This window comes from Mucilaginibacter paludis DSM 18603 (assembly GCF_000166195.2).
GTDB lineage: Bacteria > Bacteroidota > Bacteroidia > Sphingobacteriales > Sphingobacteriaceae > Mucilaginibacter > Mucilaginibacter paludis.
Map to the genome: position 1 here is coordinate 2322152 of NZ_CM001403.1, position 13292 is coordinate 2335443.

The window sequence follows — 13292 nt, forward strand, 5'->3', positions numbered from 1 at the left end:
TCGGCTCAGTTATTTTTAAAGTGTTTAATCACCCTTTGCCCAAAGATGGTACTACCCACGCGGATCATGGTGCTGCCCTGCTCCAAGGCTATCTTATAATCGGACGACATGCCCATCGAGAGCTCTTTAAAAAACTCATCCTTCCGGAAGAAGCTCACTTTAATACCATCAAACAAAACTCTTAATTCATGAAACTCATCATTAATCTGCTTCTCGTTATCGGTATTGGTGGCTATCCCCATTAAACCTACAACGCGTATGTTCTTTAAGGCGGTGTATTCGTCCGAGCGTAGCAGCTCAATCAGTTCGTCGTAGCTCAGGCCAAATTTAGTTTCCTCATCGGCAATATAAACCTGTAGCAGGCAATCAATTACACGCTTATTTTTTTCGGCCTGTTTATTTATTTCCTGTAAAAGCTTCAGGCTATCAACCGATTCAATGAGGCTGATAAACGGCGCTATATATTTTACCTTGTTGGTTTGCAGGTGGCCTATCAGGTGCCATTGAATATCCTTGGGCAGCTTTTCGTATTTTTCAACCAACTCCTGCACCATGTTTTCGCCAAAAATGCGCTGGCCGGCATCATAAGCTTCCTGCAAATCTTCGGCAGGCTTGGTTTTTGATACCGCTACCAGTTTGGCTTTTGATAGCTTAATTTCCTTATTTAAATTTTTAATATTATCTGCAATACTCATTAATCCGTAATTTTACCCAATAATGTTGCTAAATTACAGAATGCGTTTTTATTTGATCTTGTTTTTTTGCTTTAGTATTTTTTTTATCGGCTGTACCGAAGATAAAAGAAAGATTCCGGCAGGTATTATACCGGAGCATGACATGGCCGAACTGATCACCGACATCCACATCGTTGACGGTAGCTTGTACAATATCCCCCAAATACCCGATAGCTTGGCTAAACACGGACTTGGCCTTTACCTCGCAGTTTTTAAGGTGCATAATACCGATACCGCAGAGTTTAAAAAGAGCTTAAAGTTTTATTCAACGCGGCCGGATATATTGAGTGAAATTTATGCAGGTGTAAATAAACGGTTGGATAAAAAGCTGGACTCGCTCAAAAAGATCAAACCGAAAATTAACAAGGATTCGGTAAAGAAGGCGATACTCAAGCACAAAGCTGATTCGCTACAAAAAGTAAAACCCAATATCGACTCCCTTCAAAAAGTTAAGGCAAAGGCTAAAATTGATTCGTTAAAAAAGGCCTCCTTAAAAAAGAAACCCCATTCATCTAAAAAAAGCAAGCATAAAAACAAAAATGCTTTATCCAAATAACAGTGTTGATAAACTCGGTTTTACCGAGGTGAAAGAATTGATTAAGGCACACTGCCTGAGTGAGATGGGCCAGCAAATGGTTGATAAGATACAGGTGATGAATAATTACGACCTGATCCGCAAGTTTTTGAGCCAGGCCAACGAATTTAAAAATATACTGGTGAATGATGCTCCGCTGCCTATTCATCATTTTTTTGATATTAAATCCTTAGCTACCAAAGCCCGCATCGAGGGCGTATTTTTAAGTGAAGATGAATTTTTCCAGGTACAGGCATCGCTGAATACGGTGTTCGCGGTTATCAGTTATTTTAACGAACGCGAAGGCCAGTACCCGGATCTGGAGGCTCTGTTTGAGCATTTACCCATCGAAAAGGTCATACTGAAACATATCGACCGGGTAATTGACAACAAAGGGAAAATAAGGCCAAACGCATCGCGCGAGTTGATGGACATTACCGCCGGTATTGCCAAAGCGGAACAAGAGGCCCGCAGAAAAATCGACCATATATTTAAAAGCGCCGGGAGCAGCGGCTGGACAGCCGACGGGAGCTTAACCGTTCGCGATGGCAGGCTTTGTATCCCCTTGCTGGCCGAAAATAAACGTAAGCTCAAAGGTTTTATCCACGATGAATCAGCCTCCGGCCAAACGGTTTATATGGAACCGGAAGAGGTTTTTGTACTCAATAACCGCATCCGCGACCTTGAATTTGAACGCCGCCGCGAGGTGGTTAAAATACTAACTGCTTTAACCGACGAGTTACGGCCCTATGTGCCCCTATTGTTATCATACCATAGCCTGCTTACCAAGCTGGACTTTGTGCGTGCCAAGGCGCTATTTGCTATTGATGTAGACGGCGAGATGCCAGTATTGGATAACGATGCCAAGATAAAGCTGGTCAATGCCCGCCACCCTTTGTTGTTACTAAGCTTTAAAAAGGAACATAAAACAGTTGTGCCGCTCAATGTACAAATTGACGAGGCTAACCGCGTTATTGTAGTTTCGGGCCCCAACGCCGGTGGTAAATCGGTTTGTATGAAAACCGTAGGCTTGTTGCAGATGATGACGCAGGCCGGTTTGCTCATTCCTGCCGCCGAAGCGAGCGAAGTAGGCGTGTTTAAGCAGATTTTTGTGGACATTGGCGATGACCAATCAATTGAAAGCGACCTGAGTACCTACAGCGCGCATTTATCCAAAATGAAAAACTTTGTGGAGAATGCCAATGGCAAAACGCTGATTCTGATAGACGAGTTTGGTACCGGTACCGATCCGCAATTTGGCGGTCCGATAGCCGAAGCTGTGCTGGAATCATTGAACCATAAAAAGGTAAAAGGGATTGTAACCACGCACTACTCCAACCTCAAAATTTTTGCCAGCAATACCGAAGGATTGGAAAATGCTTCCATGCTTTTTGATAATGTGCAGATGAAGCCGCTGTATATGCTGGAGGTGGGCAAGCCCGGTAGCTCCTACGCTTTTGAGATTGCGCAAAAAATCGGTTTGCCGCAAAACGTGCTTAACCTGGCCCGTAATAAGATAGGCTTTAGTCAGAAAAAAGTAGATACCCTGCTGGTTGACCTGGAACGCGAAAAGAAGGAGCTATACGATACCAAAGTGGCCATGGAAAAACAGCAGCGCAAAGTAAATGCCCTGCTGGAAGAGAACGAAAAACTAAAAACCTATTACGAGGAAAATAAGCGCACCTTGATCAGCGAGGCTAAGCAGGAGGCCAAAAATATTATCCTCAATGCCAACAAGCTGGTTGAAAATACCATCTCAGAAATTAAAAGCAGTAACGCCGATAAGGATAAAACCCGCGACCTGCGCGAAAAGCTGAATGTCGAGCTTGCTAAAAATACGGTTAAGCAGCCAACTCCAAAACCCGCTGTTGATAATGAGATAAAAATCGGCGACTGGGTAAAACTTAACGACTCGGAAACTACCGGCCAGGTAATGGAAATTGCCCGCGACAACCTGATCATCGCCATTGGCGATCTGCGTACCGTAGCCAAACGGAACCGCGTACAAAAGGTATCGAAAAAGGAAGTTCCGAAGGAGATCAGGAGAGGCTATACCAATACCGATTCGATGGCGAATTTTAGCCCGGAGATTGACGTGCGCGGCAAACGCGGCGAAGAAGCCATATACGAAATAGAAAAATACTTAGACAAAGCGATTATGATGGGCTTTGGCAACCTTAAAATTATCCACGGCAAAGGCGACGGCATTTTACGAAAGCTAATCCGTGAATACATGAGGAAGTATAAGGAGGTTGACCGCATGGAGGATGAGCATGCCGATAGAGGTGGCGACGGAATTACTTATGTGTATTTGAAGTGAGGTTGATATAGATATTCTTAACGCTGGTGTACGCGTGTCAGCCAGTTGAACAAGATTGTTTTATTACCTAAAAAACTGATTTCCAACCAAAAACACCTATCACCACCCTGTCATCCCGAGGTACGAGGGAACTTCTGCGAGCGATAAGCATGCCACATAAACAAGCTTGTGTAGAAGTCCTGAAGCACATGGACGCGCAGAAGATCCTTCCCTCCGGTCGGGATGACATAGTTTTAGAAAGAGTGAAAAGGATTATTTTATTGCCTAAATAACTGATTGGCGGTGGCGCACGCATGTCGCATGTGCCATCGCACACTCAAAACACAATTGCAATTGTTAATTGTAAGGGATATATTCGGGAGATAATTTATGAATGATATGACACGTCCGCTTTACATCATTATCTTATGGCTTGTTACCTTATCAGGATGCGTACAGGTTGATGCTCAAAAAATTGTTAGCTTTAAGGATGACAACATCCGGTACATGGGCCGGATAGCTTATCAAAACGATGCCGCGCAACTTTTTTGGTCGGGCACGTCGATGCAAATCAATTTTAAAGGGACAGAAGCCAAAGTATCTTTAAAAGATGAGCGTGGCGATAATTTTTTCAATGTGATTATTGATGGTAAAATTGTTGTGCTACATCCCGATGCCGAAAAGAGGACCTATACATTGGCTACCGGCCTAAGCAACGGGCCGCATAGCTTAAGCATATTTAAACGTACAGAATGGGCCGATGGAACTACTTTGTTTTTTGGCTTTGAGTTTAACACCGGTGCCGAAATACTGGCCCCACCTGCGGTTAAAAAACGTAAAATAGAATTTTATGGGGATTCCATTACCTCCGGTTATGGTATTGAGGATTTTGATGGAGGCAATAATTCATACCTGCCACCTTATAAAAACAATTACCTGACCTATGCTGCGCTTACAGCCCGGCATTTTGACGCCCAATTTTCATGTATCAGCAAAAGCGGAATAGGTATTACAGTGGGTTATACCCCCGTAACTATGCCGGAGTTATATAATCGCTTAAACCCTAACGACCCGAATAGCTTGTGGGATTTTTCGAAGTTTAAACCGGATGTAGTTGTAATTAACCTTTTTCAGAACGATGCCAGTTTAATGCGGCAAAGTGAAAGGCCAGAATTTAAAGCCCGCTTTGGTGATACACCTCCTAACGATGAGTTTATTATCCAGGCTTATCACAAATTTTTACTAACACTCAGAAGCAAATATCCCGGCACGCGCATTATCTGTGTATTAGGTAGTATGGATGCTGTTAAAGATGCCCTGCCCTGGAAAGGCTACGTTGAAAAAGCAGTAGCCCGTACCAACGATAAATTGATTACCACCCATTTTTTTGCCTACAAAAATACGCAGGGACACCCCAGTGTAGAAGAAAATAAAGTAATGGCTGACGACTTGATTGCTTACATTGACAGCCATATCAAATGGTAGTTAGTGATGCTTTGTTTATTTAAGTCACCCCTCACTTATTGTGCCACCAAATGCGAAATTGAACAATAGACGACTGTTTCAGCTTTAACCCTGCTAAACTTTGATACCTATTTAACCCAGGTCCGACAAGGCATCCAGAAAAGCATCCTGCCGGTCTACATATAGGTAATGAGCTGCATTATCCAGGTAAAGTAAATGGCCTTTCCCTGTCATCAAATTGATAAGCAGATATTAACAGTTTGGTTTTACTACCGTCGGCATAGCCGAACGATCTTTCGTAAATAATTTTACCTTTTTGCGATAGCATAACGTTGCCGTTAAAAACACCACGGGCATGAGCCAGTTGCATAATAGAATCGAGGCGCTTTTGAACCAACCCTTGCCCAAAGGCGGCTTGGGCAAGCATCAGGATCAGCACAGTTAGCAGTGTCTTATTTTTCATGTTTATCATCTGTTGGTAAAGACGCCGAAGAGTTTAAGGCGTTACAGGATTTAGCATTTTTTAATTCCTTCCCTCTCCGCATGCATTAATCATTTCTTATTCACAGAACCTTTGTTCACCTGTTGTTTATGTTGGAAGGTTGGAATGATATATTGCGCGAGCAGATCAAATGCCCTTTTGGCTTTCCAGCTTCCAAAGTTTCCTTGGGTAAAAACAACTACCAGGTCGAGCTTTTTAATGATGATGATGTATTGCCCCCCATTGCCCGAAGCAAAAACAACCGGGACTGCATCATCCTTAATCTTAATCAATTCGTTATACCAGTAATAGCCGTAGTGGGTTTGTTGGGGCTTAGCAACCGGGGTACGGCTCAGTTTGACAAAAGAAAAATCAGGTATAGGGATCGTGCCGGTAGTTGATTCCTTTAACCATTTTGCAGCAATAATTTGTTTACCGTGGTATTGTCCGTCATGGAGTACCATTTCGCCAAGCTTAACCATGTCCGAAGGCAGGATATAGAAAGAGCCGCCCGTCATGCCCTGCCCTGCGGGGTCAACAGTCCACCGGTATTTACTGATCCCCATCGGCTGGAACAAATACTTTTTAGCAAAATCCATCACCGGCATACCCGAAACTTTGCTGATGATACCGCCCACAATCATCGGGCAGCAGGAAGTGTAGGCCCACACCTTTCCCGGCGCATGTTTCATGGGAAGATTAAGCGCGAACTTTAGCCAATCATCTGTTGCGGCCATGGCTGTTTCGCAATCCTTTTCATCGTTCCATTCATCGCAGTCTAAGCCCGACCGCATTTCGAGCAGGTCTTTGATGGTCATTGTACTTTTCAGCGGGTCAGCAGCAAAGGCTTTGTCATCCGGAAAAAAGGTATATACTTTCTCGTTAACGCTTTTGATTAAGCCCTTATCGATAGCGATACCTAACAATAAGCTGGTAGCCGACTTGAAAGACGACCGGCTATCATGAAGCGAGTCGGCCAAATATCCGTTAAAATAGCGTTGGTAAACCAATTTTCCACCTTTGGCAATAAGTAAGCTATGGATACCGGCATAGTCATTCTGAACGATTTTTCTCGTCATCCGGCTCATCAAATCTGTTGTATCGGTTAACTGTTGCCTGGCAGTAGCCGTACCCGACATCGCAAAGGAATAGATCATCAAAAACAGGAAAGATCGTTTCATAATTACAAGACAACATTTTGCCGGATAGGTTACAGTAATAACCATTTTAAGTTTCTATTTAGTCAACACCAGTTGAACAGAAAATGGATTAGCTTAAAAAAACAGGTGTAACTTAAACAGCAACCTGGTGCCCGTGCGATCGGCCGACCGGAGGTCGGCTTCAAGGTAAGGATATAAGCCAAGAAACGGGTATTGCTGAGCCAACAGCCAAAATTACTCCGTATGTTGTAAGCGTATCTTTACTAATGCTGAGGGCATTGATACGAAATTCAAAACCGGTTACCGCAATATCGCGGAAGACCGCGTTGAGCTGCCCAAACTGAACATCCAAACTTGATACCAGGCAACCCGTTTGCCAAATATTGGTGACGGCTTGTTTCAAAAAGGTAAGCATCTTTTTGAGAGCAAATTACCATCCGGCAAAACGCTTGTTGCCTTTTTATACCAAAGGCCTTGTTTTTTATACCAAATAAGGTTTTCCGGGCATTTTACCGGCTCCATATCAATTGATATAGCGGTTTACATCTCTTTCCCATTTACTCCAAAAGATACTGCTTACCGCAAGCATACATCAGTCAAAATTATTTAAAAGCTTAATCTCGTTCCGGTACAAAACAATCTTGCCATCATTTTCCAGCTGCTTGAGCAAGCGTGAAACTACTACCCTGGAGGTCATAGCCGTCAACTTTAGAAAAAAAAGGGATAAAATTTTTTTAGAGCAAGAATCGGAACTGCAAAATTGCAGTCATTATTCGAGCGAATGAGTTCGGAACTATTTGAACCAACGGTGTTAGATGGCCTGGCCCGTAAAACAGAGGCTATACAACGCAAACGAAAAGTGGGAGGCAAGGAACTATTGGATATGGCGTTATTTGATGGAGATCAATCGTTTAACGGCATGAGTATGCAGTTAATGCGGAGGGATGGGCTTGATATTTCGAAGCAGGCATTGCATCAAAGACATCACAGCAATATGACAAAGTTTGTACAAGCCGTTTTTGAGCAATTAATAGCAGTTGAGTTACCGCAAGAGCAAACACAGGGCTTGGAGATCCGTATCAAAGATTCTACCCGTTTCGCGTTGCCGGAAGTTATTGCAGAGACATTCCCCGGAACAAAAGGAAGTGGGATGAAAGCGGGAGCATCTGTACAATTTGAATTTGAAATCAAAAGTGGTAAAAGCGATATCAAAGTAACTCCGGCCAACGCAAATGACCAGGGTGAGAGTCATCTGGACAAGGCATCAATTCAGCCGGGGGTATTATATATGAGAGATCTGGGTTACACTCACTTGAGTTATATGAACAATATTAACAAAGTCAAAGCTTTCTTTATTAATAAATTATGTCCGAAAACAACGATTTATCTATTAAAGGACGACCAATACCAAAAGTTAGAGTTGTCGAAACTACAAGGCATAACCGGCGTATTTGATCAACAGGTATATATCGGAGCTGATAAGATGCCGGTAAGGATAATAATAGAACCGGTAAGTGAAGAGCTCAAGGCAAGGCGGATAGCCAATACTGAAAAGTACAATAAAAAGAAAGGCAGTACCACCAGTAAGGGATTCAAAGAGCGGGCAGGGTTTAACTTTATTGTTACCAACCTGGTGAGCGAAAAATATAGCGCTGAATTGATCCAAAAGTTATATCACCTGCGATGGCAGATAGAATTGGTTTTTAAAGCATGGAAGTCGTTTTTAAAGATACACACGTTCCCCAAAGGAAGTTCGGATCGTATAACCAGTATATTATACAGTAAGTTGATCTGGGCAGTTTTGAGTTGGAAAATATGCATGGCTATCGGTAAGATAGGTCAAATTAGTGTTTTAAAGGTGCATCGACTAATCGCTTCTACGAAAGAAGAATTGCGAGCGCAGCTTTTAGGGATATGCTCAAAGTGGTTAGCTCTGTTGGAGAAATTAAACTTAAAGCACCTTTCAAAAGAGCACAGAAAACATAGGTTAAAAATAGAAGAAATTGTAATAAGTATTTGATTATTAGATATTTAAATACTATATTTAGATAGTTAAACAAAAATAAGAAAGGCGGGGTCATCTAAACCTCCCCGCCTTAAAAAACGAAAAATATGAGAGTAAAAATACATAGGTTTGCCCATGCGGGCAAACCGCGCCTAAAAATTAAATAACTGAAAATCAACAATATATGAGTACAGCTACTTAAATTGACGGCTATGCCCTGGAGGTGGCAAGCTCATCGGCTATTAAGTAGTGCGACGCCCTGATTACGCTTGAGCCGGAGAGGCGTTGTTTCTCTTTAAGGTAAGCTATTAAACGGCTATCAAGCTTATGGAAAGCTATACTTTCAATTGATTTTAACAGTTCCAGAAACCGTAAGTTAAAGCTACGCATAATGTAGTTTTTCCAACTTGGATATTTGCAAAGCCATTCATCCAGTTTAGCATGCGGAATAGCGATCAATTCGACATCTTCTTCCGCTATCGCTTTTACTTCACTTTTCTTTGCCTCGAGGCGGCAACTGTAGGCCATGGAACAACTTTCATTACTTGAAAGATAGTATAAAAGAATCTCCTTACCTGTTTCTTCTTTTCTTAACACTTTCAATGTCCCCTTAATCACCATCGGCATCATACGGATATATTTGCCATAGTCCATAATGACGTCGCCTTCCTTAAACGACAGGAGTTCGCCAAATTGGTGAATCTCTTTAACTAAAGCCGGCTCGAAAACAGAACCAAAAATGTCAATATTTTCCATCAAGCTAAGTTAGCAGTAAATGCAGCTTTTACCACCAATACTTAAAGAAAGCCAGTTTGGTTTATTTAACAAATTGCTTAACGGTAGTCCAACTCCCGCCATTAGTCACATTGGGAATGTTGTTTTTTTCTAAAATGGTTTTTGCCTGTTGGCTTCTGTTACCGCTCTGGCAAAAAACAACAATACTTTTCTTGTTTTTAAATTCAGAAAGCCGTTTTTGCAACTGGTCTAAGGGGATATTAACAGAACCTTTAACATGTCCGCCAGCAAATTCTGCCGGTGTGCGTACATCTACCAGATGTGTATCTTTCGTAATTATTGCGGCCAGGTCAATCTGATTGCCTAAGCCAAATATTCGTTTGAGAATTTCCATTTTCGTTATTTCTATTATATTATTTATTGAGCAGAGCTATTTGAGGTATTTGCAACGCCAAAAAAATCAAGAATCAGTTCCAGGGGGCAAAACCTGGTAAACGACGATTGCAATAAATTTACGCCTACAAATACACCCAGCCAAAGCCAGTTGATATTTACAGCATAAGCCAGTGTTATACTGGTTAAAACCAGGGTGCCGGCAACGGCACGCACAACTCTTTCTTTCATGTTTTTAATTGTTATTCGGTTTTGCGCATCATCTTAAAATACAATAAAGGCACTACAATAAGTGTAAGAAAGGTTGAAGTAATGGTTCCCCCCATCAGCGAGATGGCAAGGCCCTGAAAAATAGGATCAAATAAAATAATTACCGCACCCAAAGCAACCGCGCCCGCTGTTAACAAAATAGGGGTGGTACGTACCGCACCGGCTTCAATAATTGCCTGCTTTAGCGGAATACCTTCTGTGAGCCTGATATTGATAAAGTCGATCAGTAGGATAGAGTTACGCACCATCACACCTGCCAAGGCAATAAAACCGATCATGGAAGTGGCTGTAAAATAAGCATGTAATACCCAGTGACCTAACACAATCCCAATTAAGGATAATGGTATAGCGGCAAGCATCACCAGCGGCACGGTAAAATTTTGAAACCAACCTACAATCAAGATATAGATCATGATGATGACGACAGCGAAGGCGATGCCAAGATCGCGAAAAACCTCAAAAGTGATTTGCCATTCGCCATCCCATTTCAGGCTATAATTATCCTCCAGCTCAGGCTGATGGGTATATTCTTCCTTTAATGAAAAGCCTTTCGGAACGGTAACGGCTTTTAAATGGTCTGATACATCTGAAATGGCATACGAAGGGCTTTCCAGCTCACCTGCCATATCGCCCAGCACATAAACCACTTCCTTTTGGTTTTTGCGGTAAATGCTTTTGGGTTTGATTTGCCGCCTTATGGTAACCAAATCCTTTACCGGCACAGCATTACCCTGCATACCCATCACTTTCAGGCTCAGCACATCATCTATGCTACTTTTATCCGCATCGCTCAATTGCAGCTTAATGGCCGTTTGACTATAGGCGGCGGGTTGGGCAATATTGCCTGCAGGCATGCCCGACAGGGCGGCGTTAACAGTTGCCGCTATCTGCGCGGTAGCTATACCATAACGCATTGCTTTCTCTTTATCTACTTCGATGTGATATTCCGGCTGGTCATCTTCTACCGTCCAGTCCACATCTACCACATCTGCTGTTTTATTTATCAAGCTTTTCACTTGCCTTGCCACATTGATCTTTTGCTTATAGTCCGGTCCGTAAACCTCAGCCACCAGGGTTGACAATACCGGAGGCCCAGGCGGAACTTCCACTATCTTTACATTGGCATTATATTTTTTGGCGATGGCTTGTATAGGGGCCCGCATTTGCTTTGCTATACCATGACTTTGGATGCTGCGGTCTTTTTTATCAACAAGGTTCACCTGTATATCGGCAACATTGTCGCCCCGCCTTAAATCGTAATGCCGAACCAGCCCGTTGAAGCTAATAGGTGCCGAAGTACCAATATAGGTTTCGTAATTTCTTACCAATGCCTGCCCGGAAATATAAGAGCCGATGTCTTTCGCTACGGCCTGCGTTTTTTCCAGCGTGGTTCCCTCCGGCATATCAATCACCACCTGAAATTCATTTTTGTTATCAAAGGGCAGCATTTTAACCGCAACCGCTTTGGTATAGAACATAGATAGTGAACCGAAGAGGATTACCACGGTGCCCAGGATAAATGCCCAGCGTTTCCATCTGCTTTCGAGTAAGGGCTGAATAGATGAGCGGTATAACTTGTAAATACGTGTTTCTTCCAGCAGCTTCGGTTTACTTTTCTGGTGAGCTATACCGCGGTTTTCTTTCTCGCGCAAAAATATATAACCCAGATAGGGGGTTAAGGTAAGCGCAACAACCAGTGATAAAATCATGGCAATGGATGCGCCTATTGGCATCGGGCTCATATAAGGCCCCATCATCCCCGATACAAAGGCCATTGGCAAAACTGCCGCTATAACGGTAAAAGTAGCCAGGATGGTTGGGTTACCAACTTCGTTAATAGCATAAATTGCGGCCTGTAGCGGGGGCAATTTTTTCATTTTAAAGTGCCGGTGCATATTTTCGGCAATAATGATCGAATCATCAACCACAATACCTGTGATAAATACTAAGGCAAAAAGCGTGATGCGGTTAAGCGTGTAATGCATAAAGTAATATGCAAACAGCGTAAGCGCAAAGGTTACCGGCACAGATAAAAATACCACCAGGCCCCCGCGCCAGCCCATAGCCAGCATTACAAATACGGTTACAACCAAAATGGCGATAAACAGGTGGAGCAGCAATTCGCCTACCTTGTCCGAAGCGCTTTCGCCGTAATTACGGGTAACCGTTAAATGCACACCATCGGGCAGCAGGGCCTTCTTCAAATGCTCAACTTTACCCAGAATTTGTTCGGACAGTTTCATCGCGTCCGCGCCTTTCTTTTTGGCAATGGAAAGTGTAATAGCCGGGTAATTGGATTTGAAAACTGGTGCATTAGCAGCATCGGCCTTTCCATAACCGAATAGTACATATTGATTAGGGGTTTCGGCCCCTTCCTCAACCTTCGCAATTTGTTTCAGGTAAACCGGCTGTTGCTGGTTAACGCCTACAACCAGGTTGCCTACATCGTCAGAAGAGGTAAGAAAGTTGCCTGTCTCTACAGAAAATGCAGTATCTTGCTTTAGTAGCGTACCGCCGGGCAATTGCATATTGCTGCCTTGTATTTGTTTATTCAGCGATAAAAAGTCCACATGGTTATCTGCCATTTTACTTTTATCCAATATTACTTTTACCTCGCGGTTGCGGCCGCCTATCAAATTGACATCCGATACATCGTTGATCTTTTTAACTTCGTTGGCTAATTCCTGGCCTATCTGTTTCAGCTGGTAATCGTCGTACTTATCACTCCAAAGGGTTAATCCCAACACCGGTACATCATCAATGGCCCTGGTTTTGATCATGGGCAGGGTAACGCCTTGCGGCATTTTATCCATATTCTTCATTAGTTCGCTGTACAGTTTCACCAACGAGCGCTCCACGTCTTCGCCAACGTTAAACTGAACAATTACCATGGCCTGCCCCTGCATGGAGGTAGAATAAACATATTCCACACCCTTAATATTGGAGATCATTTTTTCGAGAGGCGCAGCTACCTTAGTCTCCACATCTTTTGGCGATGCGCCCGGATAGCCGATAAAAATATCGGCCATGGGTACCTGTATCTGCGGTTCCTCCTCGCGCGGAATCAAAAACGTACTGTACCCGCCGATGAGCAAAAAAGCAATCATCAACAGTATCGTTAATTTAGACTGTATAAATGCTTTAGCTATATTTCCTGCAAATCCTTCTTTCATTTCC

At 43.0% G+C, this 13292-nt stretch carries 12 protein-coding genes; 4 read left to right on the forward strand and 8 right to left on the reverse strand.

Going from position 1 to position 13292, the window contains the following annotated elements; genetic code table 11:
* Positions 1-5: 5 nt before the first annotated feature.
* Positions 6-695, reverse strand: coding sequence for a YggS family pyridoxal phosphate-dependent enzyme (locus tag MUCPA_RS09570; RefSeq protein WP_008506040.1), 690 nt, complete (start codon positions 693-695; stop codon positions 6-8).
* Positions 696-735: 40 nt separating this feature from the next.
* Between MUCPA_RS09570 and MUCPA_RS09575 the strand changes: the two genes are divergently transcribed.
* The 3 genes from MUCPA_RS09575 (at position 736) to MUCPA_RS09585 (ending at position 5092) form a co-directional block, all read left to right on the forward strand.
* Complete coding sequence (locus tag MUCPA_RS09575; RefSeq protein WP_008506041.1) at positions 736-1290, forward strand: DUF4296 domain-containing protein; 555 nt, start codon at positions 736-738, stop codon at positions 1288-1290.
* Positions 1274-3628, forward strand: coding sequence for an endonuclease MutS2 (locus MUCPA_RS09580; RefSeq protein WP_008506043.1), 2355 nt, complete (start codon positions 1274-1276; stop codon positions 3626-3628). The genes MUCPA_RS09575 and MUCPA_RS09580 overlap by 17 nt, the downstream gene beginning before the upstream one ends.
* A 369-nt stretch (positions 3629-3997) precedes the next feature.
* Positions 3998-5092 carry an SGNH/GDSL hydrolase family protein gene (locus MUCPA_RS09585; protein ID WP_217220451.1) on the forward strand — a complete coding sequence of 365 codons (1095 nt, stop codon included), beginning with the start codon at positions 3998-4000 and terminating at the stop codon, positions 5090-5092.
* A 178-nt stretch (positions 5093-5270) separates the two neighbouring features.
* On the opposite strand, the gene MUCPA_RS09590 is transcribed toward MUCPA_RS09585, so the two are convergent.
* The 3 genes from MUCPA_RS09590 to MUCPA_RS09600 all read right to left on the reverse strand — a co-directional run bounded on the left by MUCPA_RS09590 (position 5271) and on the right by MUCPA_RS09600 (position 7127).
* Complete coding sequence (locus tag MUCPA_RS09590; protein ID WP_040625812.1) at positions 5271-5534, reverse strand: hypothetical protein; 264 nt, start codon at positions 5532-5534, stop codon at positions 5271-5273.
* Positions 5535-5623: 89 nt separating this feature from the next.
* Positions 5624-6733 carry a serine hydrolase domain-containing protein gene (locus MUCPA_RS09595; RefSeq protein ID WP_157543857.1) on the reverse strand — a complete coding sequence of 370 codons (1110 nt, stop codon included), beginning with the start codon at positions 6731-6733 and terminating at the stop codon, positions 5624-5626.
* 160 nt (positions 6734-6893) lie between these two features.
* Complete coding sequence (locus MUCPA_RS09600) at positions 6894-7127, reverse strand: hypothetical protein (protein WP_008506047.1); 234 nt, start codon at positions 7125-7127, stop codon at positions 6894-6896.
* Positions 7128-7493: 366 nt separating this feature from the next.
* Here MUCPA_RS09600 and MUCPA_RS09605 point away from each other — a divergent pair, with 366 nt between their 5' ends.
* Entirely contained in the window at positions 7494-8732 is a 1239-nt protein-coding gene (locus MUCPA_RS09605) for an IS4 family transposase (protein ID WP_008503844.1), read from the forward strand.
* Positions 8733-8927: 195 nt separating this feature from the next.
* Here the strand turns inward: MUCPA_RS09605 and MUCPA_RS09610 are convergent, their stop codons facing one another.
* The 4 genes from MUCPA_RS09610 to MUCPA_RS09625 form a co-directional block, all read right to left on the reverse strand.
* Entirely contained in the window at positions 8928-9473 is a 546-nt protein-coding gene (locus MUCPA_RS09610; protein ID WP_050982062.1) for a Crp/Fnr family transcriptional regulator, read from the reverse strand.
* A 61-nt stretch (positions 9474-9534) separates the two neighbouring features.
* Entirely contained in the window at positions 9535-9846 is a 312-nt protein-coding gene (locus MUCPA_RS09615) for a rhodanese-like domain-containing protein (RefSeq protein WP_008506048.1), read from the reverse strand.
* A 23-nt stretch (positions 9847-9869) separates the two neighbouring features.
* Entirely contained in the window at positions 9870-10076 is a 207-nt protein-coding gene (locus MUCPA_RS09620; RefSeq protein WP_008506049.1) for a YgaP family membrane protein, read from the reverse strand.
* Positions 10077-10087: 11 nt separating this feature from the next.
* Positions 10088-13288, reverse strand: a complete 3201-nt coding sequence (locus tag MUCPA_RS09625; protein WP_008506050.1) for an efflux RND transporter permease subunit — start codon at positions 13286-13288, stop codon at positions 10088-10090.
* Positions 13289-13292 lie beyond the last annotated feature (4 nt).

Coding starts and splice junctions, on each gene's coding strand:
- MUCPA_RS09570 (WP_008506040.1), bottom strand. CDS start 695: ATGAGTATTGCAGATAATATTAAAAATTTAAATAAGGAAATTAAGCTA.
- MUCPA_RS09575 (WP_008506041.1), top strand. CDS start 736: ATGCGTTTTTATTTGATCTTGTTTTTTTGCTTTAGTATTTTTTTTATC.
- MUCPA_RS09580 (WP_008506043.1), top strand. CDS start 1,274: ATGCTTTATCCAAATAACAGTGTTGATAAACTCGGTTTTACCGAGGTG.
- MUCPA_RS09585 (WP_217220451.1), top strand. CDS start 3,998: ATGAATGATATGACACGTCCGCTTTACATCATTATCTTATGGCTTGTT.
- MUCPA_RS09590 (WP_040625812.1), bottom strand. CDS start 5,534: ATGAAAAATAAGACACTGCTAACTGTGCTGATCCTGATGCTTGCCCAA.
- MUCPA_RS09595 (WP_157543857.1), bottom strand. CDS start 6,733: ATGAAACGATCTTTCCTGTTTTTGATGATCTATTCCTTTGCGATGTCG.
- MUCPA_RS09600 (WP_008506047.1), bottom strand. CDS start 7,127: ATGCTTACCTTTTTGAAACAAGCCGTCACCAATATTTGGCAAACGGGT.
- MUCPA_RS09605 (WP_008503844.1), top strand. CDS start 7,494: ATGAGTTCGGAACTATTTGAACCAACGGTGTTAGATGGCCTGGCCCGT.
- MUCPA_RS09610 (WP_050982062.1), bottom strand. CDS start 9,473: ATGGAAAATATTGACATTTTTGGTTCTGTTTTCGAGCCGGCTTTAGTT.
- MUCPA_RS09615 (WP_008506048.1), bottom strand. CDS start 9,846: ATGGAAATTCTCAAACGAATATTTGGCTTAGGCAATCAGATTGACCTG.
- MUCPA_RS09620 (WP_008506049.1), bottom strand. CDS start 10,076: ATGAAAGAAAGAGTTGTGCGTGCCGTTGCCGGCACCCTGGTTTTAACC.
- MUCPA_RS09625 (WP_008506050.1), bottom strand. CDS start 13,288: ATGAAAGAAGGATTTGCAGGAAATATAGCTAAAGCATTTATACAGTCT.